Raw genomic sequence first — 22746 nt, 5'->3', positions numbered from 1 at the left:
GCGCCATGCGCATCGCCGCTATCCTCGTCGCCGCCGGAATCGGCTCACGCTTCGGCGCAGAGACCCCGAAGCAGTTCCTCAGCCTCGCCGGCAAGCCGGTGATCCGCCATGCCGCCGAGGCGCTGGCCGCGCAGGTGTCCCTGCTGCAGCCGGTCGGCGATGCCGATGCGATCGAAGCCGCGCTGAGCGGGGTCGCCAACTGCCTGCCGACGATCGCCGGTGGCGCGACTCGCCAGGACAGCGTCGGCGCCGGGATGGAGGCGCTGGCCCCGCACGCCCCGGACATCGTGCTGGTGCACGACGCCGCCAGGCCGGTCATTCCGTTCGGCACCATCCCTGCCCTGCTGGCTGCGTTGCGGCAATCACCCGGCGCCATTCCGGCGGCCCCGGTCGCCGATACGCTGAAGCGGGTGGTGCGCGGCGTGATCACCGAAACGGTGCCGCGCAGTGGGCTGTTCCGCGCCCAAACGCCGCAGGCGTTCCGGTTCGCCGCACTGCTGGCAGCCTATCGGTCGGGCCTGCGGGAGGCCACCGACGATGCCTCATTGTTGGAAGCGGCGGGACACACGGTCGCGGTCGTCGCCGGATCGGACGACAATATCAAATTGACCTATCCCGAGGATCTGGTCCGGCTGGAGCGTATCATGGCGGGGCGATTGATCCCGCGTATCGGCACCGGCTTCGATGTCCACGTGCTGCAAGCCGGCCGCCCGTTGTTCCTGTGCGGGGTGCGAGTGCCGCACGACAAAGGCCTGGCCGGGCACTCCGACGCCGATGTCGGCATCCATGCGCTGTGCGACGCGATCTACGGTGCGCTCGCCGAGGGTGATATCGGTCGCCATTTCCCACCCAGCGAGGCCAGTTGGAAGGACGCCGAGAGCTCGGGCTTCCTGGCTCACGCGGCGGAACGGATCGCCGCCCGCGGCGGCCGCCTGGTCAACGCCGACGTGACGCTGATCTGCGAGCGGCCGAAGATCACCCCGCACGCCCCAGCAATGATCCAGCGGCTGGCCGACCTGCTCGGCGTCGATCGCGGCTGCGTCTCGGTGAAGGCCACGACCACGGAACAATTGGGTTTCACCGGCCGCGGCGAGGGTATCGCCGCCCAGGCCGCGGTATCCATCGTCGTGCCGGAATGATCCCCCACCGCAGGAGACCCGCGAGACCATGACACGATCCATCACCCTGGCCGCGCTGCTCACCGTCAGCCTGCTGGCAGGCTGTCAACAGCCGCCCTCATCCGAGGCCAACAGCTACCCTCCGGTGCCGCCGCTGATCACTGAGGTGATCCCAAGGCCGCCGGTGACCGTCGAACCGCTGATGTGGCAGCCGGGACATTGGGACTGGAACGGCACCGGCTATGTGTGGGCAAAAGGCCAATATGTGCCGGCTGCCGGGCACGGCAATCTATGGATGCCCGGCTGGTGGTCGCCGACATCCTCGGGCTGGGCCTGGCAGCCGCCACACTGGACCTCATGAACCTTCGCCGCGCGGGCGCCGGACTGCCTTCGCGGCCAACGCCATCACCAGGCTTGTCCAACTAATCCAGCAACCACGGCGCCGCGGCGGCCTGAGCGATCTGGCGGACCTGGCGCATCAGTCCGGCGCCGACTGGAATACCGTTCGCCATCCGGGTTTCGGCAAATTTCCACTGCGGATCGCCGGCCACCATGACCGGCTGAGCTGGATCGACCGGCGTGGTGCCGCGCAGCGCCGCCATGAAGCTCGCCACGTCAGCCTGGAAGTCTCCCGACTCACGGAACAGATTAGGGTCGATCGCCATGAAAAAATGTCCGATGTCCATGCCGACAGGTCGCTTGGTGTGCATCGGATCGGTGATCAACGTCGTGCCCGACAGGCAGGACGCCAGAATGTTGACCATCACCGCCAGGCCGTAGCCCTTGTAGCTGGAATTCTCCGGCGATCCACCCAATGAAGTCAGCAAGCCGCCGTTCTCCTTGGCGACCAGCGGGTCGTTCGACGGCCGCCCCTCGGCGTCGAGCACCCAGCCGTCCGGTGTCGGCAGTCCCTCATTGGCTTTGTTGCGGATCCGACCGGCCGCCACCGTCGTCGTCGCCATGTCCAGAAGGAACGGCACCCCATCCGCGCTGGGTGCGGCGAATGACCACGGATCGGTGCCCAGCCGAGCCTGCTTGCCGAACGTCGGCGCCACCTGGATACCTGAAGCCGAGGTGCAGGACATCCCCACCAGCCCCTGCCGCGCCGCCATCAGCGAATAGTATCCGGCGGCGCCAAAATGCGCCGAGTGCTTCACCACGGCGATCCCGACCCCGGCGCTGCCAGCCTTGGCGATCGCCGCCGACATGGCAAAATGACCCGGCACGTGCCCGAGACCGCCGCCGCCGTCGACCAATGCCGACACCGGCGTCTGCTTGATGATCGTCGGCCGCACGTCCATCCGCGCCCGTCCGGACCGACGCAACGCGTCGTAGCCTGGCACCATCGAAATGCCGTGGCTGTCCACTCCATGCAGGTCGGCCCAGGACAAAATCTCCGATGTTGTCTCGGCGTTGTCGGCCGGCATGCCCCAAGCCAGCAGAATGGCTTTCAACTGGGCTCGGTGATCGGCATAGGATGCGGGCATCGACGACTCCTTGGAACGTTAGGCTAGCCTGGTCGCGAGCCTTGCGCGTGGCGGGGGTTCCGGCAAGGGTGACGGACGGCGATTAGCAATGCGCGGAGGCATCGACCATGGCTGACACCCAGGCCCTGCTACGGGGTCGATTCGGCATCGACCTGCCGGGGGTCGAAATCCCCGATCCGGTCGCTGGGCTGATCGACCGGCGCGTGACCCGTCGCTACACCGATCAGCCGGTTGCCGATTCACTGCTGGACGCATTGCTGGCGGCGGCACAGTCCGCCCCGGCCAAATCCGACTTGCAGCAGTTCTCGGTGGTGGTGATGCGCGACCGTGGACGCATCAAGCAGATCGCCGACTGGATCGGCACGATGGACTGGATCGCCGGCGCTCCGGTGTTTCTGGTCTGGTGCGGCGACATGCGGCGTGGCCAGCGTTTGTGCGCGATGCACGGCATGCCGCATGCCAACAACAACCTGGACACGTTCCTCAACACCGCCGTCGATTGCTCATTGGCGATGGCGCAGTTCATCACCGCGGCCGATGCGGTCGGCCTGGGCAGTTGCCCGATCAGCTACGTGCGCAGCCATATCGAGCGGGTGTCGCCGCTGCTGGGTCTGCCGCCCGGCGTTTACCCGATTGCCGGCCTGAGCCTAGGCTGGCCAGTGTTCCGTCGGCCGCTGTCGATGCGGCTGCCGCCATCCGTCGTGGTGCACCGCGAACGCTACGACGACAGCGGGCTGGAAGCCGAGGTCGCGACTTACGATCATCGTCGCAACGCCCGCGATCCGGTTGCCGCGGGCGCACTGAAGAACAACGACGTCTACCCGCCGCGCGACGGCGTCGGCTGGAGCGAGAACGCCGCCCGCCAACTTTCCGTACCCGAACGTTTTGGCTTCTCGGCCTACCTGAAGACAAAGGGCTTCGATCTTGCCTGATGACGCCTCCCCGCTGCCGCCCAAGCGCGCCGTCACCAACCAAGCGGACGGCCGCACCGATTTCGGTGCCCCCGCCGGACCCGACCCAAGTACTCCAGGAGCCACAAACCCCAGCCCGCCTGCCGGCGGGACGGTCCGGGCCAAACACGCCGCCAGCCTGATCGTGCTGCGAAGCGGCAGCGGCGAGCCGCACATGTTGATGGGGATGCGCGGGGCCAGCCATCGCTTCATGCCGAACCGCCTGGTGTTCCCAGGCGGCCGAGTGGATCGCGCCGACCTGAAGGCGCCGTCCGCGACGCCACTATCCCCCCCAACCGAACGAGCGTTGCGCAAGCGGACCAACGCTGCGATGGCCCACGGCCTGGCCGCCGCCGCGGCGCGCGAGCTGCAAGAGGAAACTGGCCTCACGCTCGGCCACCCGCCCCGGCTGGATGCGCTGCATTACCTTGCCCGGGCGGTGACCCCTCCCGGCCTGCCGATGCGCTTCAACGCCAGGTTCCTGGTGGTGGATGAACAGCATGTCCGCGGCGAACTCGCGGGCGACGGAGAATTGGAAGGATTGCGGTTCTGGGGCATGACCGAGGCGCAGGCCCTGCCGCTGGCGCTCCCTACTCGCCGCGTGCTGGAGCGGCTGCAGCTATGGCTCGCCATGCCGCCGACCGAGCGCGAGGCGCAGACCTCGACGCCGGTCCTGCTGCGCGACCGCGGCTGGCTGATGGAGTGATTTGCCTGCTTGGTCGGGTCGATGCCGTCCTTTGGTATCGGTCTTGCTAATCCTCGGCATACGACTGCAAGCCGAAGGCATGATTTAATGACCGACCTGCATTTCCTGACCGTCGCGCAGGCATCCATCCAGATCAAAGCCCGCAAACTATCGCCGGTTGAGCTGACCAAGGCCTTCATCGCGCGGATAAAGCAGCTCGACACCACGTTGTACAGCCATCTGCTGCTGCTGGAAGAACAGGCAATGGCTGACGCCGCCAGGGCAGAATCAGAGATCGCCGGCGGCGGCTGGAAGGGGCCGCTGCATGGCATCCCGATCGGGCTGAAGGATATCTATAATACCGCCGGGGTTCGCACCACCGGACACTCGGCGCTGTTCAAGGACCACATCCCCACTGACGATGCCTTCACCGTGCACCTGCTGCGCAACGCTGGTGCCGTCATTACCGGCAAGCTGGCGACCTGGGAATTCGCCATCGGTGGATCGTCCTTCGATCTGCCGTGGCCGCCGGCGCGCAATCCGTGGGACGCGTCGCTCGACCCGTCCGGATCGTCATCCGGATCGGGCGCCGCGGTTGCCGCCGGATTGTGCATGGGCGCGATGGGCAGCGATACCGGCGGATCAATCCGTGGGCCGGCCGCCTGGTGCGGCATCGCCGGCCACAAGCCGACCTATGGCCTGCTTAGCCGGCGCGGCATCCTGCCGCTGTCGTTCTCGCTCGATCACGCTGGGCCGATGTGCTGGACCAGCGAGGACTGCGCGTTGATGATGCAGGTGCTGGCGTGCCACGATCCCGCCGACCCCGGCAGCGCCGCGGTCACGCCGGTCGATTATGCCGCCGGAATGGGCAAGTCACTGGCCGGGCTGCGGGTCGGCGTGGTGCGGCACTTCTTCGAACGCGACCTGCGCACCGATCCGGAAACCATCGCGGCGCTGGAATCGAGCCTGCGGGCACTCCGCGACCTCGGCGCGGCGGTCGGCGACGTGACGTTGTCGCCGTTCGCAACCTATGCCGACTGCGGCAGCCTGATCGCCCGCGCCGAAGCTTATGCGATCCATCAACAATGGCTGCGTTCAGCGCCGGAACTCTACGGCGCATTCGGCCGCCACCGGCTGATGGCCGGTGCCTTCATTTCGGCCGTGGACTACATCAACGCGCAGCGCGAGCGCGCCCGGTTGGTCGCCGAATTCCTCGACGTGATGCAGACCGTCGACGTGGTGGTTTTCCCCACCGCTCGCTGTCCGGCACGACCGATCGGTGAGGATTCCATGGCCTCGGGGTTCCAGCCGTTCTTCAACCGCGCGTTCAACGTCATCGGCGCACCGGCGCTGTCGGTATGCAATGGCTTCACCAGCAAAGGCCTGCCGCTGGCCTTGCAAATCGGTGGCCGCCCGTTCGAGGACGCGCTTGTATTGCAGGTCGGCGACGCGCTGGAACGCGCGTTGGGAACCAGGACGCGACGCCCGACGGCGGCATAGCCCAACCGGCGCCCGCCAACCGGCCAGTAACCGGCTGTCACCTTCCACGATCACTCCGGATCGTTCTTGCCACGTCCGCGCTTCAGCCAGCCCCGGTGCGCCTTTTGCTCCAGCCGACGCAGCTTCGAACCATGGCTTGGCTTGGTCGCTATCCGCCGGATTGGCGCAACACTGGCGCGCCGGATCAGCTCGATCAGCGCGGCCATCGCCTCGGCGCGATTGCGCTCCTGCGTGCGGTGCTGCTGGGCGGTGATCATGATGTCGCCGTCCAGCGTGAGCCGCCTGCCCGCCAACTTTTCCAGTCGCGCGCGGACCGGCGGCGGCAGACCAGCGCGATCCAACGACAGACGAAGCTGCACCGCGGTCTCGACCTTGTTGACGTTCTGACCGCCAGGTCCGGAGGCTCGGATGAACGTCTCCTGCAAGGCCCGCTCGTCGAGCGTCAGCGTCCTCGTTACCTGAATCATCGGCCCTTCCCATCAAGCGCCTGCCCTTGGTCGCCACCATACCGAAAGTGCTGCGAACGCCATGACGGCTAGTTCTGCATTATTTCACCACCGCTTGGTCAAGCGACAGCTTCCTGTCGATAGCTAATTAACTTGTCCGGTTTAGGTAGCACTCTAATTGTCCGCTTGTTGCCGTTTTGTCCCCGCCTATCCGGCGTGGACAAACCGACGGTCGCTCTGGCGGCGCATCAGGCGACCGATGTTCGTCATCTCCCCGGGGGGGCTGTTGCTTGGCGAAATAGACAGCGCTTGGGCTTGCTGCGGCTGATGCGGTGGCGGTGGGGTTGTGGGTAACGCGCTGGCGTTATCCATAAATCCACCGGCGCTGACTTGGTTGGGCGTCATGCCGCCGCGCCCAAAGCACCGGCCCGCAACGCGCCGTGCCCGTCGTAGCGGCCAAGGCAACGCGGCCCGTGGAAGATCGCGTGGCTGCCGTCGTGATACCGCCGCACCTTCACCGTCGCTTTGACAAAATGCGCCCGCAGCGGACTGGGCGGGATCTGCAGCCGCAGCTGGTGGAACACCACGGTGTTGTCGTGGCCCACCTGGCGGTCCTCCTGCACACACAAGATCTCCGCCAAGTCGACCCCGCTGATCGCCACGAAGGCCGAGCCATCCTGCTCCGCCTGCACCGCAAACCGGGCGTTGTGGGCCGGCATATAGACCTCACGGATGAAATCGTTGGCCGCCGCAACCGTGCCGATCCCAGCCAACGCCAACTCCTTCACCAGCCGGTCCTGCAAGGTCGCGAACAGACGCTCCGAACGGCCACGCGCCTCGGGGGAGTAGGCCGCGATGTGCTCCACACCCAGCTGCGCCAGCGCCCGCCCAACCTGGGTCGGAGATTTGCGATCGACCGGCCCATCAGCCCGCGGCGTGTGGAAGTAATGGCTGCCACGGTCGGTATACAAACTCAGCGGCAAGCCATGCTCGCCAAACACCTGCAGCAGCGCCTGGAACGTCGAGACGGTGCCCTCCTCGGGGCACACGAAGGCTGAGTAGATCGTGTTCGTCGCATCATCCATGGTCACGATCAGGTCCATCGCATCGAGCCCGCCAATCCAGCCGTGGCGCGAGCCGTCTTGATGCAGCATCATCCCGGGCAGCGGCCGGCGCGGCCGCTTGCGGCGATGCGCGCCGCGCGTTGTGGCGCGTGGCAGCAAGCCGTTCGATTGCAGAAACACCTTGGTCCAGGTGTAGCCCCAGGCGAAGCCGTGATCGCGCACCAGGTGCTCGTGGAAGTGCTTCGCCGTGAAGCCGCTGTAGCGGGTGCGATACAGGGTCTCGATCTGCGCCTCGCGCTCGCTCGGCACCCGCTTGCCCGACACCTGGCCGAGACGCCGGTCCAACAGCCCGCTCTCGCCGGCGTCGTCGAACCGGACGCACCAACGCCGGAGCGTCCGCTCGTTGACGCCAAGCAGCGCCGCCGCATCGATCTGGTTGAGCTCACCGGCTTCATGGCGCTCGAACTCGCTCCGGAACTTGATCACCCGCACACCCTGTAGGGCTTCCGTCCGGCGCATCCAGGCTCTCCAAAGAGCCCCGCATCACCGGACAGATCGTGTGCTACCTAAACCGGACATATCGTGTGCTACCGACAGTCAAGCGACAGCTTCCTTGTCCAATCGGAAATGTTGGGCAATACTCCGATCAATCGAAATAAGGTCGGCAAGAACGTCCGCCGCTTGGGGAGGAACAACGACAATGCAGCCACGCCTTAGCCGCCGCAAGGCACTTCGTTTCGGCACCGCCGCGGCAGCGCTTCCGCTGGTGAACATTCGCTCCGCGGGAGCCGCCGGCCGCCTCCGCGTGGCGTTGTGGGACCATTGGGTGCCCGCCGGCAACGATGCCATGAAAAAGCTGGTCGGCGCCTGGGCCGAGAACAACAAAGTCGACGTTGAGCTCGATTTTCTCACCGCGATCGGCAACAAGATCATGATCACCATGGCAGCCGAGGCGCAGGCCAAGACCGGGCACGACGTCTACGCCTTCGACATGTGGTCGGTACACGAATACGCCGATCAGCTTGACCCGGTAGACGACATCATGGCCGGGTTCATCGCCAAATACGGCAAGATCGGCCACGCCTACGAATATCTTGGCGTGTCCGAAGGCCACTGGCGAGCCGTCCCGGTGGCCTGGGGATCGGCGCCGCTGACCGCCTGCGCCCGGATCAGCATGCTGAAGCAATATGCCGGGATCGACGTCCAGGCGTTATTTCCCAACCACCCCTCGACACCGCCGGCATCCGCCGACTGGACCTATGAAACCCAACTGAAGGCGGCCGAAGCGTGCCACAAGGCCGGGTTCCCGTTCGGCTTCGGTTGCGGCACCACCACGGACTCGAACCAGACCTGGGGTGCCATGTTCGGCGCGTTCGGTGCCGACCTGGTGGACGCCAAAGGCGACATCACCGTCGATTCCGACAATGTCCGGGCGGCGCTTGAATACGCCAAGCGCATGGTGCCGTTCCTGCCATCCGATACCATCAGCTACGACGATGCCTCCAACAACCGAGCGCTGATCTCCGGCAAGTCGGCAATGATCTGGAATCCGCCCTCGGCCTGGGCAGTGGCGAAGCGCGACGCGCCCCAGGTCGCCGCCGACTGCTGGACCTTCCCCAATCCGCGCGGACCCAAGGGCCGCATGGTGCCGATGCGGCCCTATTTCTTCGGCCTGTGGTCGTTCGCGCAAAACAAGACCGCGGCGCGCGACCTGCTGGCCTACCTGGGCGCGCGCGAACAGATGGAGACACTGACCACCGCGGTCAGCGGCTATGACATCCCGCCCTACGCGTCGATGTCGGATTTCAAGATCTGGGAACAGGTCGAGCCGCCCAAGGGCACCGTGTACAATTATCCGATCCGTCCGTGGCACGATGCGGAATATTATGTGACCGGATCGTCCGGACCGCCGGACATCGGGGTTCAGGCGTGGAACCGCGGCCTGATCCCCACGATGGTGTCGAAGCTGGTCGCCGGACAGTCCATCAAGCAGTCGATCGATTGGGCGAAAGACGAACTCGAGGGGTTCACCCGATAACCCGCGGATCTTCTCCGGCGGTGAAATCCAACAGTCGGCAAGCCGCCTGCCGTCGAACCGGGTCTTGAAACCAGCGGCGCGCGGCACGGCAACCCTGGTTCAGTCACTCTCCGGTGAAATCACATTCTGCGGCCGCGGGCCCAGCAACGCGGCCCGCATGGTCTCGGCCGACTTGCTGCGGATGTCGTCCCAAGCCTGCGGGGTATAGAATGCCGAGTGCGGCGTGATGATCAGCCGACCCAGCGTCCAGGCCTCGCGCGCCCGATACGCAAGCAGCAGTTCGGGCACCGGTTCGACCGGCGGTTCCACCGGCACCACGTCCAGCCCGACCCCGGCCAGGTGCCCGCTTTTCAGCAGTATCGCCAGCGCATCGATGTCGATGATCGGGCCGCGCGCGGTGTTCACCACCACCGCCCCTTTCGGCAGCAGCGACAATTGCCGCAGCCCCAGCATCCCCCTGGTGTCACGCGTCAATGGCGCATGCACCGACAGCGTGTCGGTCTGCTCCAGCAACGCCTCCAGCGTCGCCGCGCGCTCGATGCCGAGGCCGAGTTCCACTCCGTTCGGCAGATACGGGTCATAAAATACCACCCGGAAGCCGAACGCCTTGGCGCGCAACGCGACAGCCGTGGCAATGCGGCCCATCCCGACAATGCCGAAGGTCTGCACCGACGAACGTCGCACCAGCGGGTCATCGACATAGCGCCAGACCGCCGGCGGCGAGGCACGCTGAGCCTCATGATGCAACAACAGACCCCGGCGCAGTGACAGCACCAGCGCCATGGCATGATCGGCAACCTCCGTGGTGCCGTAGTCCGGCACGTTCAGCACCATGATCTGCCGGTCCGCCGCTGCCGCTCGGTCCAGATTGTCATAGCCGACGCCCATCCGGCAGATCGCCCGCAGCCTGGGGAATCGTTTCAGGTCGGCGGCATTAACCTTGAACCGCAGGATCATCAATCCCTCGGCCGCCGCGCAGTCGGCATCCGACAGATCGGCCAGCGAAGTAGTGGGCTCTGGCGGGAATATCACCCGCACATCCGGGCCGTAGATCCGCTGCTCCACACTGTCGTCGGCATAGGATTTTTCCGAATACAGCACGGTAGCCCGGGTCATCGCGGTTGCTTCCTTCGTTGCCTTTCCGCCGTCCTATAACGACCCGCCAGGTGACGCAATCGGCGCGGTCTTACTTCGACTGGGACGCCTCGGCCTTCTTCGACTGATGATGTCCGATGGCGGCCCCCGTGGCGGCGCCGGCAACCGCATGTCCACTGCCGACCTCGTGTCCGGCCACCGCGCCGACCGCGGCGCCCTTCGCGGTTCCCGCGGGCTTCTTGTTGCTGGTGTCGTCCGCCGCGTGCGCCGAGACGGTGAAGCCGACGAGCATGGCGGCCAGAATGATACGTCGCATCGAAACACTCCCTGTTGGTGGCGGATGTAACGCTATCACCCGACAAATGTTTCCGGTCGCCGGTTCATCGTGCGGGCCGTGTTGCCGATTTGCCCACCATCTCGACGCGGGGCCAGACGGCGTGCTCTGCTGCGGCAATGGAGCGACTGCGCAGCATTCTCGTCACCGGCGCGGCCAGCGGCATCGGCGCGGCGATCTGCCGTGCCATGGCCGGACCGCGAACCGCGATCCTGGTGCACACCCGGCGCAACGGCAAGGGCGCCGAGGTCGTGGCGCGCCAAGTCAGCGATGCCGGGAGTTTGGCTGAAGTCGCCCTCGGCGACCTCGCGGATCCGTCCGTGGCGGCAAAGCTGGTGGCAACCATGGCGTGCCAGTTTGGCGGTCTGGACGTGTTGATCAGCAACGCCGGCTTCGCCGATCGAACCGCGTTCGCCGACCTGACGGACCAGGCACTGACAGCTTCCATCCAGTCGATCCAGGGCGCCTTCTTCCGCCTGGCGCAGGCCGCCCTGCCGCATCTGCGCGGCGCAACTGACGGCCGGGTCGTCGCCATCTCCAGCTTTGTCGCCCACGCCTATCGCGTCGACCTGCCAGCCTTCCCTGCCTCCGCCGCCGCCAAGGCCGGTCTCGAGGCCCTGGTCCGCGCCCTGGCGATCGAACTCGGCCCCAGCGGCGTGACCGTCAACGCCGTGGTGCCTGGTTTCATCCGCAAGGACGAAGGCGCCCACCGAGCCATCGGCGCGGGCGCGTTGTCGCCGCAGACCGCCCGGATCCCGCTGGGACGGATCGGCCTACCGCAAGATGTCGCCGCCATGGTCGGGTTCCTCGCCTCGTCGGCCGCCGGCTACGTCACCGGCCAGACCATCCATGTCGACGGCGGACTGGTAATCTAAACCTACGCGGACGCGGTGCCGGCTCTCGGCGCGGCCGTCGCCGGCGTGGTGCCGAACGTCTCGCGGAATGCCGCCCCGAACGCCGGCACGCTGGCATAGCCGACAGCAACGGCCACCCGGCTCGGGAGCTCGCCGCGGGCAATCCGCGCCAACGCCTCGGTCATCCGCAACTGCCGCCGCCACTGCTGGAAGCTCATGCCGGTCTCGCCGCGGAACAGTCGCGCCAGAGTGCGCACGGAAGCGCCGGCGACCGCCGCATGATCCTCCAGATCGCGTGGATCGGCGGGATTGGCGATCAGCGCCGCGGCCACCCGGAGCAGCCTGGGATCGCTACAGGCTGGCAGCGAAAGCGGCCGGGTGCCGGCGCGCCTGATCTCGTGCAGCACGAGCGCCGCGACCAGCCGGATCGGCCCCCGTGCGTCCCATACCACCGGCTCCCCGCACACCGTCAGGATCAGCTCGCGCAGCAGCGGCGACACCGCGATCACCGTTGCCAAAGACGGTCCCGAGGCCGCCGCATCGGCGCGCAGGAACAACGCCCGCATCCTCACCAAGCCGTCCATGCGAACGCCATGGCGCGTGTCCGCCGGCACCCAGAGCCCGGTTCCCGGCGGCACGGTGAACAGCGCAGCCTCGGTGGTGATCCGCATCACCCCGGCGCTGGCAAACAGCAACTGCGCCCGAGGATGCCGATGCTGCCCGGTCTCGTGCCCCGGCGCGTAGTCGCAGGCGTAGCCGACCATCGGCCGCGGCGCCCGTTCGAACGGTCGCAACCGATTTTGGCCGATGCGCGACAAGTTTTGGCCAGACATCGCCATAACGACAGCCTACACTGGCCACAAAGGAAAGGATACGCGGTCCATGACCCCAGCTACCCGCCAGATCGTGTTCATCAACACCGCCCACAGCATAACCCACTACAGCCTGCTGATCCTGCCCACCGCGGTCCTGGCGATGGCGGTTCGGGGCGGTCCGTTCGGCGAGTCGTACGGCCCGATTCTGGCCCTCGCCACCGGCATGTTCGTGTTCTATGGCCTGTTGTCGCTGCCGCAAGGCTGGCTGGTGGCGCGGTTCGGCCGCAAGACGGTGATGACGGCATTTTTCCTTGGCACCGGTTTAAGCCTAATCGGCGCCGGCGCTGCACACTCGCCGGCAATGCTGGCCATTGCCCTTGCCCTGGCCGGAGCCTTCGCCGCGATCTACCATCCGATCGGCACCACGATGCTGGTCGAGGCCGCCGGGGACAAACCCGGCCGCTCGATCGGAGTGAACGGTGTGTTCGGCAACTTCGGCGTGGCACTGGCGCCGGTGGTAACAGCGTTTCTCGCCAATCAGATCGGTTGGCGTGCGGCATTCGTCGCTCCCGGCCTGCTGTGCGCGGTGGCCGGGCTGTGCTGGATGCGGACGCCTTTGGCGCATGTCAGCGCTCACGCCAACGCTCGCCCGTTTCCGCCGATCCCGCGTCACCTGGTCCGCCGCGCCGTGGTCGTGCTGATGCTGATCGCGATGTCGTCGGGCCTGGTGTTCAACGCCTACACGATCCTGCTGCCGAAGCTGATGCAGGAACGCCTGGCGGGCAATGCCAGCCTGTTGCCGCTGGTCGGACTGGCGGCTTTCCTGGTCACCCTGTGCGGCGCGCTAACCCAGTTCTCGGTCGGGCGGATGATCGACCGCAGCACGCTGAAGCAGGTGTTCCTGCCGGTAAGTCTGGTGCTGGCACCCGCGATGCTGGCGTTGTCCTTCGCGCAAGGCTGGCTGGTTCTGCCGCTGGCCGCCGTGGTGGCAGCGTCGATCTTCGGCCAGGTGACGGTGAACGAGACGATGGCGGCGCGCTACATCTCGCCGGCATTGCGCGCTCGGATCTATTCCGTGCGCTTCTTCGTCGGCTTCCTGGGCGCGGCCGCTTCCGCCCCGCTGGTTTCCGTCCTGTATGAGCGCACCGGCAGCGTGGCCACGGTGACCATGGTGCTGTCGGCGTTCTCGGTCGTCACGCTGGGCTGCGCGCTGTTCTTTCCGAACCGGCGCGAGGAACTGCAACCCGCCCTGTGGGCCGAGGCCACGCCCGCGATGCCGATCGCCGCGGAATAGCGGCGGCGGCAAGCGGGGCGAGGTCGCGATCCGGTCGATGCCTACCGCCGGGTCGTATGCCACCTTGTCGAGCCGCAACGATCTCGCTGCCCCGGCGTTTGCAAACCACGAGCCGAACCGCCACATCTGGCGGATGCTTCGTCGCCGCCTCCTGCAATTGTCCGCCGCTCTGGTGCCCTTCAGCCTGACCGCCAGGGCGTCGCCATCGATCGCCCTGTCCGCCCAGGATCAGGCGGATATCGTCCGGATCCAGGACTACCTGAACGGGCTCAAGACGCTCAAGGCGCACTTCCTGCAGGTGGCCGGCGACGGCGGCGTTTCTCAAGGCACCGCATGGCTGGAACGCCCCGGCCGCATGCGCTTCCAGTACGACCCGCCGGCGCCGTTCCTGCTGATCGCCGCCCACGGCGTGCTGACCTTCCACGACTCCTCGCTGCAGCAAACCACGAATATCGGGCTGGGCCGCACGCCTTTGGGCATCCTGTTGGCGGAGCACGTCGAATTGTCCGGCCATGGGGTGACAGTGACCGACATCCAACGCGTTCCCGGCCAGATCCAGTTGACGCTGGTGCGAACGAATAGCCCCGGCGATGGCTCGCTGACGCTGATCTTCGCCGATCCGCCGCTCAATCTGCGGCAATGGACCGTGGTGGACGCGCAACGACGCGAAACTCACGTCACCCTGTACAACGTTCAACTCGGCGGCAGCTTCGACCCGCAACTGTTCGAGCAAATCAGTCCGCCGGCGGCGAAACAGGGATGAAATGGGCGGTGTGCATGACGGACATGTGTCACATGGGACGAAAAACCCTTCTATTTGTCGCCAAGATAGGGAATGATATTTCTTGACATGAGGTCTGCCCGCGTCGTCAAGCCGTTGATCGGCATCAGTTGCTGCACCAAGCAGTTCGGCGTTTTTGGAATGCCGAACCATGCCGCCTCCGACACGTACGTCCGGGCAACCGATGAAGTGATCGGCGGCGTCCCGGTCTTGCTGCCCGCCAACGGCCCCACCGCGGACATCGAGACCCTGCTCGAACGCCTCGACGGCATCGTCCTGACCGGCAGCCGCTCCAACGTCCAACCCACACTGTATGATGGTCCGCCGCACGCCGAGGGCACGCACGAGGATCCAAACCGTGACGGCATCACCCTGCCGCTGATCCGAGCGGCGGTGGCGCGCGGGGTTCCGTTGCTGGCGATTTGTCGTGGCTTTCAGGAGTTGAACGTCGCTCTCGGCGGATCGCTGCACCAACGGATCCAGGACCTCCCGGACCGGATGGATCATTCCACGCCGATGCAGCCGTCCGCGCGACTGCGCCAGAGCAAGGCGCATTCGATCCGGGTCACCCCGGGCGGCTGGCTGCACCGCTTGGCCGGTGCAACGCGGATCGCGGTAAACTCCTTGCACAACCAGGGGATCAATAAGCTCGCTCCCGGTCTGGTCGCCGAAGGCACCGCGCCGGACGGCCTGATCGAGGCGGTTCGAGTGGCCGCAAGCCAAGGTTACGCGGTCGGTGTGCAATGGCACCCGGAATACGACTGGCAGACCGACACGCTTTCGCGTGCGATCTTCGAGCAGTTCGGCACCGCCGTGCGAGCCTACGCCGATGCCGCTCGGCTTGGCGCAGTGTCCGTCGCCGCGGAATAACCCGCGCGCACTGATCCACGCGGGCCGGTCGGCGGACGGCTCGGCGCGGACTGGTGGGCGCGGACGGGTCGGCGCGGAAGGGTGCGCGGACGGGTCGGCGCGGAAGGGTGGGCGTGGGCAAACCTGCACGGATATAGGCGGTTCGCTAGTGCGCCGGCTTTCCCCCTTGTCACGCCGGGGGTTTCGCCCGATGTATCGGCACATCTAGACAGGACTGCCAGGGTCCGGATTAGTCACATCGCAGAACAGTACAGGTCTCCGCCATGTTCATCGAAACCGAAGGCACGCCGAACCCCGCCACGCTGAAGTTCCTGCCGGGACGCGACGTGATGGGCCTTTCCACCGCCGACTTCGCTTCCGCCGTGACCGCCGTGCGCAGTCCGCTGGCGACCGACCTGTTCGCGTTGCAAGGCGTGGCGCGGGTGTTTCTCGGCGGCGATTTCGTCACCGTCACCAAGAACGACGAGATCTCCTGGCAGACTCTCAAGCCTCAAGTACTGGGCGTCATCATGGACCATTTCGTCGCCGGCCGTCCGGTGGTCGATGGCGACGAAGCCGACTTCGATGAGGAAGACGTCGATCCGGCCGACCGCGAAGTGGTGGATCAGATCAAGGAACTGCTCGACACCCGGGTCCGCCCGGCGGTCGCCGGTGATGGCGGCGATATCGTTTTCCGCGGCTTTCGCGAGGGGGTGGTTCGCCTGCACATGCAAGGGGCCTGTTCGGGCTGCCCGTCCTCCAGCGCCACGCTCAAGCATGGCATCGAGAACATGCTGAAGCATTACATCCCGGAAGTCGTCGGCGTGGAACAGGTCGAATTGTAATCCAAGACGGTTGACGCCGGCGGACGCATCTTTCACGCTGCACCGCAGCACGGGTCGTCAAATGCCGTCGGTGTCCTGCCCCAGAAATTCGTCGCCTTATGCGGCGGATGCCTGGGAACAGGAGGCCACTGAAAACAAAGAGCTAGCGTCGCGAGACTGACGTTCGGCCGATATGGCGAACTTCAGACCCGGGACGCTAGCCGACTCAGATCGACCGTGCCTTGTTCGCTCAGTGCGATCATTTGCCCAGGAGCTGCCAATGACGATTGATGCCGTCGGTCTCGATCTGCTGTTCAAGGAAGCGCGCACCCACAACAAGTGGCACGACACGCCGATAACCGATGAAACGTTGCACCAACTGTACGACACGCTGAAGTTCGGGCCGACCTCGGCCAACTCGTCGCCGGCACGCTTCGTCTTCGTCCGCAGCAAGGAAGCCAAGCAGAAGCTCGCTCCGGCATTGTCGTCAGGAAATACCGAGAAGACGATCGCCGCTCCGGTGACCGTGATCGTTGCATATGATCCAAAGTTCTACGAGAAACTGCCGAAGCTGTTTCCGCACAACCCGGATGCAGTCTCCTGGTTCACCAGCAACGACGCGCTGGCGGCGACCACGGCGTTCCGCAACGGCACGCTACAGGGCGCCTACCTGCTGATCGCCGCCCGATCGCTCGGCCTTGACGTCGGCGCGATGTCAGGCTTCGACAATGCCAAGGTGGATGCGGCATTTTTCAGCCACAACGGCTGGCGGTCGAACTTCCTGGTCAACCTCGGCCAGGGCGATCCCACCGGGCTGTTTGACCGTTCTCCCAGACTGCCGTTCGACGAGGCCTGCCTGCTGGCCTGACGCGCCGCACTTGCGTAGGCGTCCATCCGGGATAGCGTGATCACGGCATGCGGATATTGGCGCTCGATTCGGCGGTGGCACGTTGTTCGGCGACCATCGTCGCCGACGGTGCAATCGTATCGGGCTTCCAACGCGATCTGGACCGTGGCCATGCCTCGGTCCTGCCGGTCATGGCCCAGGATTGCCTGCGTGACGCTGCGCTGGATGCCGCCGATCTCGATCTGGTCGCGGTGACCGTCGGCCCCGGTAGCTTCACCGGCATCCGCGGCGGCCTGGCACTGGCGCAAGGGCTCGCCGTCGCCGCCGGTCGTCCCCTGATCGGTGTTACCGTGGGCGAGGTACTCGCCGATTCGCTTCCCCACCTCGGTGGCCGCGCGTTGTGGTGCGCTACCATCAGCCGACGCGGCCGGATCTTCCTCGAAGTCGGAGACGAGGTGACATCGCTCACGTTGACCGAACTGCCGAACCATGCAGGACCGATCGCGGTGGCCGGCGGAGCCGCCGCCGAAGTCGCCAGCCGACTCGCCGCCCGAGGCTGTGACGTGATGCTGACCGATGCCCGGTTGCCCACCGGGCGTCACATCGCCCAGGTGGCGGAACGGCGCCATCGCGGCGCGATTCGCCCGCTGCCCGCCGAACCGCTCTATGTCGATCCGGTGGAGGCCAAGTTGCCGGGCGCGACACCGCCGCCCCGGTGACCTATCGCGCGGCGGAAGCCGATTGCGATTTGATAGCGGCGATCCACGCCGCGGCTTTTGGCGCCCCCGACGCCTGGAGCCGCGATGTCTTCAGCCTGCAATTGGCACTGCCGAACGTATTCGGACTGATCTGTCCGCGAGGTGGAATGATCCTGGTCCGGATAGCGGCGGACGAGGCGGAAATCCTTACGCTCGCTGTGCGCCCGGAGCTGCGGCGGGGCGGCATCGGCAGCGCTTTGATTGCCGATGCAACAGTCCGGGCAGCGGCAATGGGCGCTGCAAGGCTGTTTCTTGAGGTATCGATCGCCAATCGCGCGGCCCGTCTGCTCTACGCGCGGATGGGATTTGTAAAGGCAGGAACGCGCCCGCATTACTATTCGGATAATTCTGACGCGCTGGTGTTGCGACGCGACCTGATCTGATCAGCCGGCGGCGCCGCGCCGGATCAATAATCGGCTGATCCCTGCTGGATCGGTCTCTAGCGACAGGACCTCGTGCCCTTGTTCCGCCAAGCTGCGGGGGACATTGCGGAGCGGCTCTTCGCCCCGCAGCGACACCAGAAGTGTCTCGCCCGGATTCAACCGGTCCAAAGCCAGTCGGGTTCTGACGAAAGTCATCGGACAAATATCGCTTGTAATGTCCAACTCGCGGGTTACATGTTGCACAGACGACACGACGACCTTTATTGAAGTTATCCAGTCGCAGTTGCGCGACCTTGATTCGCATTCATATATAGGTCCAAGACAATAATTAGAAAGGTCATACAATGGTTGAGAAGCCGGTTGACACCGCAATTCTTGGGCTGACCGCGCAGATCGTTTCGGCGCACGCCGCCAACAACGACACGGACACCGGCACTCTGCCGAATGTCATCAAAGTGGTGTACGATACACTGTCACGTATCAGCGATGCCCCTGCTGCCCCGGCGGAAAAGGCTCAGCCTGCGGTACCGATTCGCAAGTCGGTGTTTCCCGATTACATCGTCTGCCTAGAGGACGGCAAAAGATTGAAGATGCTGAAGCGTCACTTGTCCACGTCCTACAACCTGACACCGGAGCAGTATCGCGAAAAATGGGGGCTTGACTCGAGCTATCCGATGGTTGCCCCGAACTACGCCGAGAAACGGTCGACGTTGGCCAAGCAAATCGGTTTGGGCACGCACCGCACGTCGGGCCGCTGACGGCTTCCATGCCGGAAGCACCGCAGGGCCGGACGGATCGAGATTCATAGTGTTCAATCAGGTGGGACACCGGCTCTGTGGTGGACACTGCCAGCGGCACAGGCTTCCCTGACACTGCCTTGGCATTGTATGCGGTTGCTCGGGACGTCCGCGGGCAGGGACGGACCGGGTAATGACCGCAAGGAACCGTATGGAATCGCGGATCGAGCGCCTGTGCATCTCACGTGGCCTGAAGATGACCGGCCAGCGACGGGTCATTGCTAGGGTCCTGTCCGAGGCTGGCGATCACCCCGACGTCGAGGAACTGTATCGCAGAGCCTCGGCGCTCGATCAGCACATCTCGATCGCGACGGTCTACCGCACGGTCCGGCTGTTCGAAGAACAGGGAATCCTCGAACGACGCGACTTTGGCGGCGGACGCGCGCGTTATGAGCCGTCAGAGGACGGTCCGCACTATCATCTGATCGATGTCGAGACCGGCAAGGTCATCGAATTCCAGGACCCCGAACACGAGCGTCTAATGCGCGCGATCGCCGCAAGACTGGGGTTTGACGTGGTGTCCCTACGGCTTGAACTCTTCGGGCGGCGCCAAGGATCGCCGCTTGGCGCGCATGACCGACGGTCTGAGGATGGCGGGGGCTTCGACGCTGGGGCTTCAGCCACCGGCCCCCCAGTCGGTCAAGGCGATCACGCCATTGCGGCACCCGCGAGTTCTAAAGCCGACGCGTTCGGCGGTGACAGCATCGGACACGGTCGGTCGGACCTGGCGCCGGGCCGGGACGCCACCTCTGGCGGCGGCGATCCGCGGCTCCGCGGCACGATCAAAGGACCCAGCCGATGAGCCAGGCGGCCGTAACGACTGACCCGACCGAACCATTCACCGAGCTTCGCAGCGGCAACCTCGGGGTTAGACTGGCCGCCGGCCCGGACGAGATCGACGCGGTCCAGGCGCTGCGCTATCGGGTGTTCTATCAGGAATTGGGAGCCAAGGCTGACAGCGAAACCAGCCGGACCCAGCGCGACAAGGACGTCTATGATACCGTGGCCGACCATTTGCTGGTGGTTGATCATGGTCTGGGCGAAGGCCTGCGCAACGTGGTCGGCACCTATCGGCTGATCCACCGCAAGGCGGCTCGCCGGATCGGGCGCTTCTACTCCTCGAGCGAGTACGACATCGCCCGGATCGAAGCGATCCCGGGGCGTATCCTGGAACTTGGGCGATCCTGCGTCGATGGCTACTATCGCAACCGCTCGGTCATGCAGTTGTTGTGGCGTGGCATCGCTGCCTATGTGTACCTGCACAAGATCGAGCTGATGTTCGGCTGCGCCAGTCTGCCCGGCATCGATCCCGACGCTCTGGCGCCAGAATTGACCTATCTTTATTATAACCACTTGGCACCCGTTTCGGTGCGTCCGCGCGCCCTGCCCCACCGCTACGTCGAGATGCGCCGGCTCGATCCCGACGAAACCGAAGTCCGCGCCGCCTTGACCCGCCTGCCGCCGTTGATCAAAGGCTACCTTCGGCTGGGCGGCTTCGTCGGCGACGGCGCGGTGATCGATCCGCAGTTTAACACGACGGATGTCGCGGTCGTGGTGCAGACCGATCTGGTAACCGACAAATACATCAAACACTACCAGCTTCTAGGCCGGGAAACGCCGGACTGATCCGCGCATGCCGCGCTCGATGAGCAGCCGCCTGAAGACGCTGACCGCTCGGCTGTCGGCGTTGCGCGGCTGGCGCGCCGATGTCGCCGCGATGCTGGGCGGAGCAATTTCGGCAGTGGCGCTGCCGCCAATCTTCGCCCTGCCGGCTTTGTTGATCGGCATTCCGGTCCTGTTGTGCCTGATCCAGGGCGCGCCGGGCCCGGCGGTGGCGGCCAGACGGGGTTGGTGGTTCGGCTTCGGGCTGCATCTGGTCGGGCTGTACTGGATAACCGAGGCGATCCTGATCGAGGCAGCGCGCTTCTGGTGGCTGGTGCCGTTCGCGGTGCCGGGGCTGGCGGCGGTGCTCGCGGTGTTCATTGCCGTGCCTGCCGCCGTGGCTTGGTGGGCAGCGGGAGGCTGGCCCGCCGCGCTGACGCTTGCCGGCGCCTGGGTATTGGGCGACCTCGCCCGCCAATTCGTCGCCACCGGCTTTCCCTGGAACCCGCTCGGCAGCGTTTGGGAGTTCCCAGGCCGGTTGGGCGACATCATGATCCAGCCGGCGTCGTTGATTGGGGTGCATGGGATGACCCTGGCGACAATCCTGCTGGCCGCGACACCCGTATTGGACCGGGCATGGCGCCTAGGCGGCTTGGCGCTGCTGGCGCTGTGGTGCGGGTTCGGCATCATCCGGCTGGACCAGAAAACGCCGCCCGGACCGGACCTCACAATACTGCTGATCCAGGGCAACGTGGCTCAGGGGCAGAAATGGGATCAAGCGATGATGGTCTCGATCTTCCGCCACTATCTGGCCCTGACGCGGCAGGCGGTGGCGCAGGCAAACGGCCATCCGGCGGTGGTGGTTTGGCCGGAAACCGCCAGCCCGGCTTTGTTGCAAACGGACGCGCCTGCGCGCGCCGCTATCGCCGACGCAGCGGGCGGTGCCACGGCGCTGGTCGGATCGGTGCGCTTCGATGCGGCCGGACGTCCACGTAACAGCCTGTTCGCGCTGGGCGCAACGGGACTGATCGAGGCGATCTATGACAAATGGCACCTGGTTCCATTTGGCGAGTATCAGCCCGACTGGCTGCCGGTCGGGGTTCAAGTGGTCCCTGGGGGCGGCTTCGCGCCCGGCCCTGGGCCCCGGACTCTAACGATCCCAGGCATTCCGCCGGTCGGAGCGTTGATTTGTTACGAGGCGATCTTCTCCCACCAGGTCGTCGACGAGGCGGATCGACCTGACTGGATGATAAATATCACCAACGACGCCTGGTTCGGCAACTCCAGCGGTCCTCGCCAGCATCTCGCAGCGGCCCGCTTGCGGACGGTGGAAGAGGGCCTGCCGTTGCTGCGAGCAGCGAATACTGGCATATCGGCGGCATTCGACAGCAAAGGTCATGAATTAGGCCGTATCGAGATGCAAACAACTGGGATTTTGCCGGTGCATTTGCCGGCGCCAGTTTTGATGCCTTTGTATGCAAGGGTCGGTCTGGTGCTACCTGCGGGCGCAGCCGTAATTTCGTTGGTTACCGGACTTTACAGCAGCTGGACGAGACGACGGAGATTTCGTGCTAATTTTTGTATTAGTTGACAGATATATTACCACTTGCTGTAAAATTTCCTGCGAGTTGACAATTTTTGGTTGCAGACCAACTGAACTGCTCCTAGATAGTAGTCTAGTTCCTTGTCCGAAAGCCGCTGGCGGCGCGGTCAACAGGGGACAGACTACTGGGTCCGCCACCGAAAGAGGACGAAACTCATGGCAGGGGCCGAACAAGTCGTGGGGAGTGAGCGGGAATCGCGCCCCAGCCCGATCGATGTACACGTTGGTTCTCGAATTCGGCTCCGCCGCACGTTGCTCGGGATGAGTCAGGAACGATTAGGCGAGTCTCTTGGTTTGACATTTCAGCAAGTGCAGAAGTACGAACGCGGTGTAAACCGCGTCGGCGCATCGCGTTTGTTCGACCTGTCGCGTGTCCTCGATGTACCGATCAGCTTCTTCTTCGACGATATGCCCGACAGTCTGGCGGCCAACTTCGGTGGCGTGCCAAGCCGCCGGGTCGGCGGTGCCGAACAACAGGACCCATTCGGCGATGACACCCTGAGCCGGCGGGAGACCTTGGAACTGGTGCGCGCCTACTACCGCATAACCGATGCCGCCATCCGGAAGCGGGTGTTCGAGTTGATCAAATCCATGGGCCCCGTCGAAAGCTGAAGCCTCGCGC

General features: G+C 65.4%; 25 protein-coding genes and 1 pseudogene. 19 read left to right on the top strand and 7 right to left on the bottom strand.

Going from position 1 to position 22746, the window contains the following annotated elements; all coding sequences use genetic code 11:
* Positions 1 to 5: 5 nt before the first annotated feature.
* Both ACQY4T_RS13290 and ACQY4T_RS13285 read left to right on the top strand, forming a co-directional pair.
* A complete protein-coding gene (locus tag ACQY4T_RS13290; RefSeq protein WP_428530974.1) occupies positions 6 to 1139 on the top strand; it encodes a bifunctional 2-C-methyl-D-erythritol 4-phosphate cytidylyltransferase/2-C-methyl-D-erythritol 2,4-cyclodiphosphate synthase in 1134 nt (377 codons plus the stop codon).
* A gap of 28 nt (positions 1140 to 1167) precedes the next feature.
* Positions 1168 to 1479 carry a hypothetical protein gene (locus ACQY4T_RS13285; protein WP_428530971.1) on the top strand — a complete coding sequence of 104 codons (312 nt, stop codon included), beginning with the start codon at positions 1168 to 1170 and terminating at the stop codon, positions 1477 to 1479.
* A 61-nt stretch (positions 1480 to 1540) separates the two neighbouring features.
* Here ACQY4T_RS13285 and ACQY4T_RS13280 read toward each other — a convergent pair whose 3' ends face one another.
* The gene (locus ACQY4T_RS13280) at positions 1541 to 2605 is read right to left on the bottom strand and encodes an Ldh family oxidoreductase (protein ID WP_428530968.1); all 1065 of its coding nucleotides are present in this window, start codon (positions 2603 to 2605) and stop codon (positions 1541 to 1543) included.
* A 107-nt stretch (positions 2606 to 2712) separates the two neighbouring features.
* Here ACQY4T_RS13280 and ACQY4T_RS13275 point away from each other — a divergent pair, with 107 nt between their 5' ends.
* The 3 genes from ACQY4T_RS13275 (at position 2713) to ACQY4T_RS13265 (ending at position 5740) form a co-directional block, all read left to right on the top strand.
* Positions 2713 to 3537: a nitroreductase family protein gene (locus tag ACQY4T_RS13275; RefSeq protein ID WP_428530965.1), complete on the top strand. Its 825-nt coding sequence runs from the start codon at positions 2713 to 2715 to the stop codon at positions 3535 to 3537.
* A complete protein-coding gene (locus tag ACQY4T_RS13270; protein ID WP_428530962.1) occupies positions 3530 to 4261 on the top strand; it encodes an NUDIX hydrolase in 732 nt (243 codons plus the stop codon). The genes ACQY4T_RS13275 and ACQY4T_RS13270 overlap by 8 nt, the downstream gene beginning before the upstream one ends.
* An 87-nt stretch (positions 4262 to 4348) precedes the next feature.
* Entirely contained in the window at positions 4349 to 5740 is a 1392-nt protein-coding gene (locus ACQY4T_RS13265) for an amidase (protein WP_428530959.1), read from the top strand.
* A gap of 50 nt (positions 5741 to 5790) precedes the next feature.
* Here ACQY4T_RS13265 and arfB read toward each other — a convergent pair whose 3' ends face one another.
* Positions 5791 to 6207 carry an alternative ribosome rescue aminoacyl-tRNA hydrolase ArfB gene (arfB, locus tag ACQY4T_RS13260; RefSeq protein WP_428530956.1) on the bottom strand — a complete coding sequence of 139 codons (417 nt, stop codon included), beginning with the start codon at positions 6205 to 6207 and terminating at the stop codon, positions 5791 to 5793.
* Positions 6208 to 6587: 380 nt separating this feature from the next.
* Positions 6588 to 7769 (bottom strand): ISNCY family transposase, encoded by a 1182-nt coding sequence (locus ACQY4T_RS13255; protein WP_428530953.1) that lies wholly within the window; start codon positions 7767 to 7769, stop codon positions 6588 to 6590.
* Between the two features lie 181 nt (positions 7770 to 7950).
* On the opposite strand from ACQY4T_RS13255, the gene ACQY4T_RS13250 reads away from it, so the two are divergent.
* The gene (locus ACQY4T_RS13250; protein WP_428530950.1) at positions 7951 to 9288 is read left to right on the top strand and encodes an ABC transporter substrate-binding protein; all 1338 of its coding nucleotides are present in this window, start codon (positions 7951 to 7953) and stop codon (positions 9286 to 9288) included.
* Positions 9289 to 9387: 99 nt separating this feature from the next.
* Here the strand turns inward: ACQY4T_RS13250 and ACQY4T_RS13245 are convergent, their stop codons facing one another.
* On the bottom strand, positions 9388 to 10404 hold the full coding sequence (locus tag ACQY4T_RS13245; protein WP_428530947.1) for a C-terminal binding protein: 1017 nt from the start codon (positions 10402 to 10404) through the stop codon (positions 9388 to 9390).
* Between the two features lie 70 nt (positions 10405 to 10474).
* Positions 10475 to 10699: a hypothetical protein gene (locus tag ACQY4T_RS13240; protein WP_428530944.1), complete on the bottom strand. Its 225-nt coding sequence runs from the start codon at positions 10697 to 10699 to the stop codon at positions 10475 to 10477.
* Between the two features lie 137 nt (positions 10700 to 10836).
* Here ACQY4T_RS13240 and ACQY4T_RS13235 point away from each other — a divergent pair, with 137 nt between their 5' ends.
* A complete protein-coding gene (locus tag ACQY4T_RS13235; RefSeq protein ID WP_428530941.1) occupies positions 10837 to 11592 on the top strand; it encodes an SDR family NAD(P)-dependent oxidoreductase in 756 nt (251 codons plus the stop codon).
* 2 nt (positions 11593 to 11594) lie between these two features.
* Here ACQY4T_RS13235 and ACQY4T_RS13230 read toward each other — a convergent pair whose 3' ends face one another.
* Positions 11595 to 12404, bottom strand: coding sequence for an AraC family transcriptional regulator (locus ACQY4T_RS13230; RefSeq protein WP_428530939.1), 810 nt, complete (start codon positions 12402 to 12404; stop codon positions 11595 to 11597).
* A 49-nt stretch (positions 12405 to 12453) separates the two neighbouring features.
* Between ACQY4T_RS13230 and ACQY4T_RS13225 the strand changes: the two genes are divergently transcribed.
* From ACQY4T_RS13225 to ACQY4T_RS13195, 7 genes are all read left to right on the top strand, one after another.
* Positions 12454 to 13680, top strand: a complete 1227-nt coding sequence (locus ACQY4T_RS13225) for an MFS transporter (RefSeq protein ID WP_428530937.1) — start codon at positions 12454 to 12456, stop codon at positions 13678 to 13680.
* A gap of 37 nt (positions 13681 to 13717) precedes the next feature.
* Positions 13718 to 14443 carry a LolA family protein gene (locus tag ACQY4T_RS13220; RefSeq protein ID WP_428530934.1) on the top strand — a complete coding sequence of 242 codons (726 nt, stop codon included), beginning with the start codon at positions 13718 to 13720 and terminating at the stop codon, positions 14441 to 14443.
* Between the two features lie 87 nt (positions 14444 to 14530).
* The gene (locus tag ACQY4T_RS13215) at positions 14531 to 15331 is read left to right on the top strand and encodes a gamma-glutamyl-gamma-aminobutyrate hydrolase family protein (RefSeq protein ID WP_428530931.1); all 801 of its coding nucleotides are present in this window, start codon (positions 14531 to 14533) and stop codon (positions 15329 to 15331) included.
* Between the two features lie 263 nt (positions 15332 to 15594).
* Entirely contained in the window at positions 15595 to 16155 is a 561-nt protein-coding gene (locus ACQY4T_RS13210) for a NifU family protein (RefSeq protein ID WP_428530928.1), read from the top strand.
* Positions 16156 to 16414: 259 nt separating this feature from the next.
* The gene (locus ACQY4T_RS13205) at positions 16415 to 17002 is read left to right on the top strand and encodes a malonic semialdehyde reductase (RefSeq protein ID WP_428530926.1); all 588 of its coding nucleotides are present in this window, start codon (positions 16415 to 16417) and stop codon (positions 17000 to 17002) included.
* Between the two features lie 47 nt (positions 17003 to 17049).
* Complete coding sequence (tsaB, locus tag ACQY4T_RS13200) at positions 17050 to 17700, top strand: tRNA (adenosine(37)-N6)-threonylcarbamoyltransferase complex dimerization subunit type 1 TsaB (RefSeq protein WP_428530923.1); 651 nt, start codon at positions 17050 to 17052, stop codon at positions 17698 to 17700.
* 146 nt (positions 17701 to 17846) lie between these two features.
* The gene (locus tag ACQY4T_RS13195) at positions 17847 to 18122 is read left to right on the top strand and encodes a GNAT family N-acetyltransferase (RefSeq protein ID WP_428530920.1); all 276 of its coding nucleotides are present in this window, start codon (positions 17847 to 17849) and stop codon (positions 18120 to 18122) included.
* Here the strand turns inward: ACQY4T_RS13195 and ACQY4T_RS13190 are convergent, their stop codons facing one another.
* Complete coding sequence (locus tag ACQY4T_RS13190) at positions 18123 to 18365, bottom strand: sulfurtransferase TusA family protein (protein ID WP_428542849.1); 243 nt, start codon at positions 18363 to 18365, stop codon at positions 18123 to 18125.
* 101 nt (positions 18366 to 18466) lie between these two features.
* On the opposite strand from ACQY4T_RS13190, the gene ACQY4T_RS13185 reads away from it, so the two are divergent.
* The 5 genes and pseudogenes from ACQY4T_RS13185 to ACQY4T_RS13165 all read left to right on the top strand — a co-directional run bounded on the left by ACQY4T_RS13185 (position 18467) and on the right by ACQY4T_RS13165 (position 22736).
* Positions 18467 to 18880 (top strand): MucR family transcriptional regulator, encoded by a 414-nt coding sequence (locus tag ACQY4T_RS13185; RefSeq protein WP_428530917.1) that lies wholly within the window; start codon positions 18467 to 18469, stop codon positions 18878 to 18880.
* Between the two features lie 190 nt (positions 18881 to 19070).
* Positions 19071 to 19478, top strand: a pseudogene (locus ACQY4T_RS13180) (Fur family transcriptional regulator); the annotation flags it as partial.
* A 239-nt stretch (positions 19479 to 19717) separates the two neighbouring features.
* Entirely contained in the window at positions 19718 to 20545 is an 828-nt protein-coding gene (locus ACQY4T_RS13175; RefSeq protein ID WP_428530914.1) for a GNAT family N-acetyltransferase, read from the top strand.
* A gap of 7 nt (positions 20546 to 20552) precedes the next feature.
* Complete coding sequence (lnt, locus tag ACQY4T_RS13170) at positions 20553 to 22112, top strand: apolipoprotein N-acyltransferase (protein WP_428530911.1); 1560 nt, start codon at positions 20553 to 20555, stop codon at positions 22110 to 22112.
* Positions 22113 to 22280: 168 nt separating this feature from the next.
* On the top strand, positions 22281 to 22736 hold the full coding sequence (locus ACQY4T_RS13165) for a helix-turn-helix domain-containing protein (protein WP_428530908.1): 456 nt from the start codon (positions 22281 to 22283) through the stop codon (positions 22734 to 22736).
* The last annotated feature ends 10 nt before the right edge of the window (positions 22737 to 22746 follow it).

This window comes from Rhodopila sp. (assembly GCF_965277825.1).
Lineage (GTDB): Bacteria > Pseudomonadota > Alphaproteobacteria > Acetobacterales > Acetobacteraceae > Rhodopila.
The sequence above is the reverse complement of the archived record's forward strand: the minus strand, read 5'-3'. Positions and strand labels throughout refer to the sequence as shown.

What these genes read in the sequence shown, in the direction of transcription:
- ACQY4T_RS13285 (WP_428530971.1), top strand. Translation starts at nt 1,168, where the DNA reads ATGACACGATCCATCACCCTGGCCGCGCTGCTCACCGTCAGCCTGCTG.
- ACQY4T_RS13205 (WP_428530926.1), top strand. Translation starts at nt 16,415, where the DNA reads ATGACGATTGATGCCGTCGGTCTCGATCTGCTGTTCAAGGAAGCGCGC.
- ACQY4T_RS13210 (WP_428530928.1), top strand. Translation starts at nt 15,595, where the DNA reads ATGTTCATCGAAACCGAAGGCACGCCGAACCCCGCCACGCTGAAGTTC.
- ACQY4T_RS13290 (WP_428530974.1), top strand. Translation starts at nt 6, where the DNA reads ATGCGCATCGCCGCTATCCTCGTCGCCGCCGGAATCGGCTCACGCTTC.
- ACQY4T_RS13240 (WP_428530944.1), bottom strand. Translation starts at nt 10,699, where the DNA reads ATGCGACGTATCATTCTGGCCGCCATGCTCGTCGGCTTCACCGTCTCG.
- ACQY4T_RS13215 (WP_428530931.1), top strand. Translation starts at nt 14,531, where the DNA reads ATGAGGTCTGCCCGCGTCGTCAAGCCGTTGATCGGCATCAGTTGCTGC.
- ACQY4T_RS13275 (WP_428530965.1), top strand. Translation starts at nt 2,713, where the DNA reads ATGGCTGACACCCAGGCCCTGCTACGGGGTCGATTCGGCATCGACCTG.
- ACQY4T_RS13250 (WP_428530950.1), top strand. Translation starts at nt 7,951, where the DNA reads ATGCAGCCACGCCTTAGCCGCCGCAAGGCACTTCGTTTCGGCACCGCC.
- lnt (WP_428530911.1), top strand. Translation starts at nt 20,553, where the DNA reads ATGCCGCGCTCGATGAGCAGCCGCCTGAAGACGCTGACCGCTCGGCTG.
- ACQY4T_RS13280 (WP_428530968.1), bottom strand. Translation starts at nt 2,605, where the DNA reads ATGCCCGCATCCTATGCCGATCACCGAGCCCAGTTGAAAGCCATTCTG.
- ACQY4T_RS13195 (WP_428530920.1), top strand. Translation starts at nt 17,847, where the DNA reads ATGATCCTGGTCCGGATAGCGGCGGACGAGGCGGAAATCCTTACGCTC.
- ACQY4T_RS13165 (WP_428530908.1), top strand. Translation starts at nt 22,281, where the DNA reads ATGGCAGGGGCCGAACAAGTCGTGGGGAGTGAGCGGGAATCGCGCCCC.
- ACQY4T_RS13235 (WP_428530941.1), top strand. Translation starts at nt 10,837, where the DNA reads ATGGAGCGACTGCGCAGCATTCTCGTCACCGGCGCGGCCAGCGGCATC.
- ACQY4T_RS13255 (WP_428530953.1), bottom strand. Translation starts at nt 7,769, where the DNA reads ATGCGCCGGACGGAAGCCCTACAGGGTGTGCGGGTGATCAAGTTCCGG.
- ACQY4T_RS13230 (WP_428530939.1), bottom strand. Translation starts at nt 12,404, where the DNA reads ATGTCTGGCCAAAACTTGTCGCGCATCGGCCAAAATCGGTTGCGACCG.
- ACQY4T_RS13265 (WP_428530959.1), top strand. Translation starts at nt 4,349, where the DNA reads ATGACCGACCTGCATTTCCTGACCGTCGCGCAGGCATCCATCCAGATC.
- ACQY4T_RS13220 (WP_428530934.1), top strand. Translation starts at nt 13,718, where the DNA reads ATGCCTACCGCCGGGTCGTATGCCACCTTGTCGAGCCGCAACGATCTC.
- ACQY4T_RS13225 (WP_428530937.1), top strand. Translation starts at nt 12,454, where the DNA reads ATGACCCCAGCTACCCGCCAGATCGTGTTCATCAACACCGCCCACAGC.
- arfB (WP_428530956.1), bottom strand. Translation starts at nt 6,207, where the DNA reads ATGATTCAGGTAACGAGGACGCTGACGCTCGACGAGCGGGCCTTGCAG.
- tsaB (WP_428530923.1), top strand. Translation starts at nt 17,050, where the DNA reads ATGCGGATATTGGCGCTCGATTCGGCGGTGGCACGTTGTTCGGCGACC.
- ACQY4T_RS13175 (WP_428530914.1), top strand. Translation starts at nt 19,718, where the DNA reads ATGAGCCAGGCGGCCGTAACGACTGACCCGACCGAACCATTCACCGAG.
- ACQY4T_RS13245 (WP_428530947.1), bottom strand. Translation starts at nt 10,404, where the DNA reads ATGACCCGGGCTACCGTGCTGTATTCGGAAAAATCCTATGCCGACGAC.
- ACQY4T_RS13185 (WP_428530917.1), top strand. Translation starts at nt 18,467, where the DNA reads ATGGTTGAGAAGCCGGTTGACACCGCAATTCTTGGGCTGACCGCGCAG.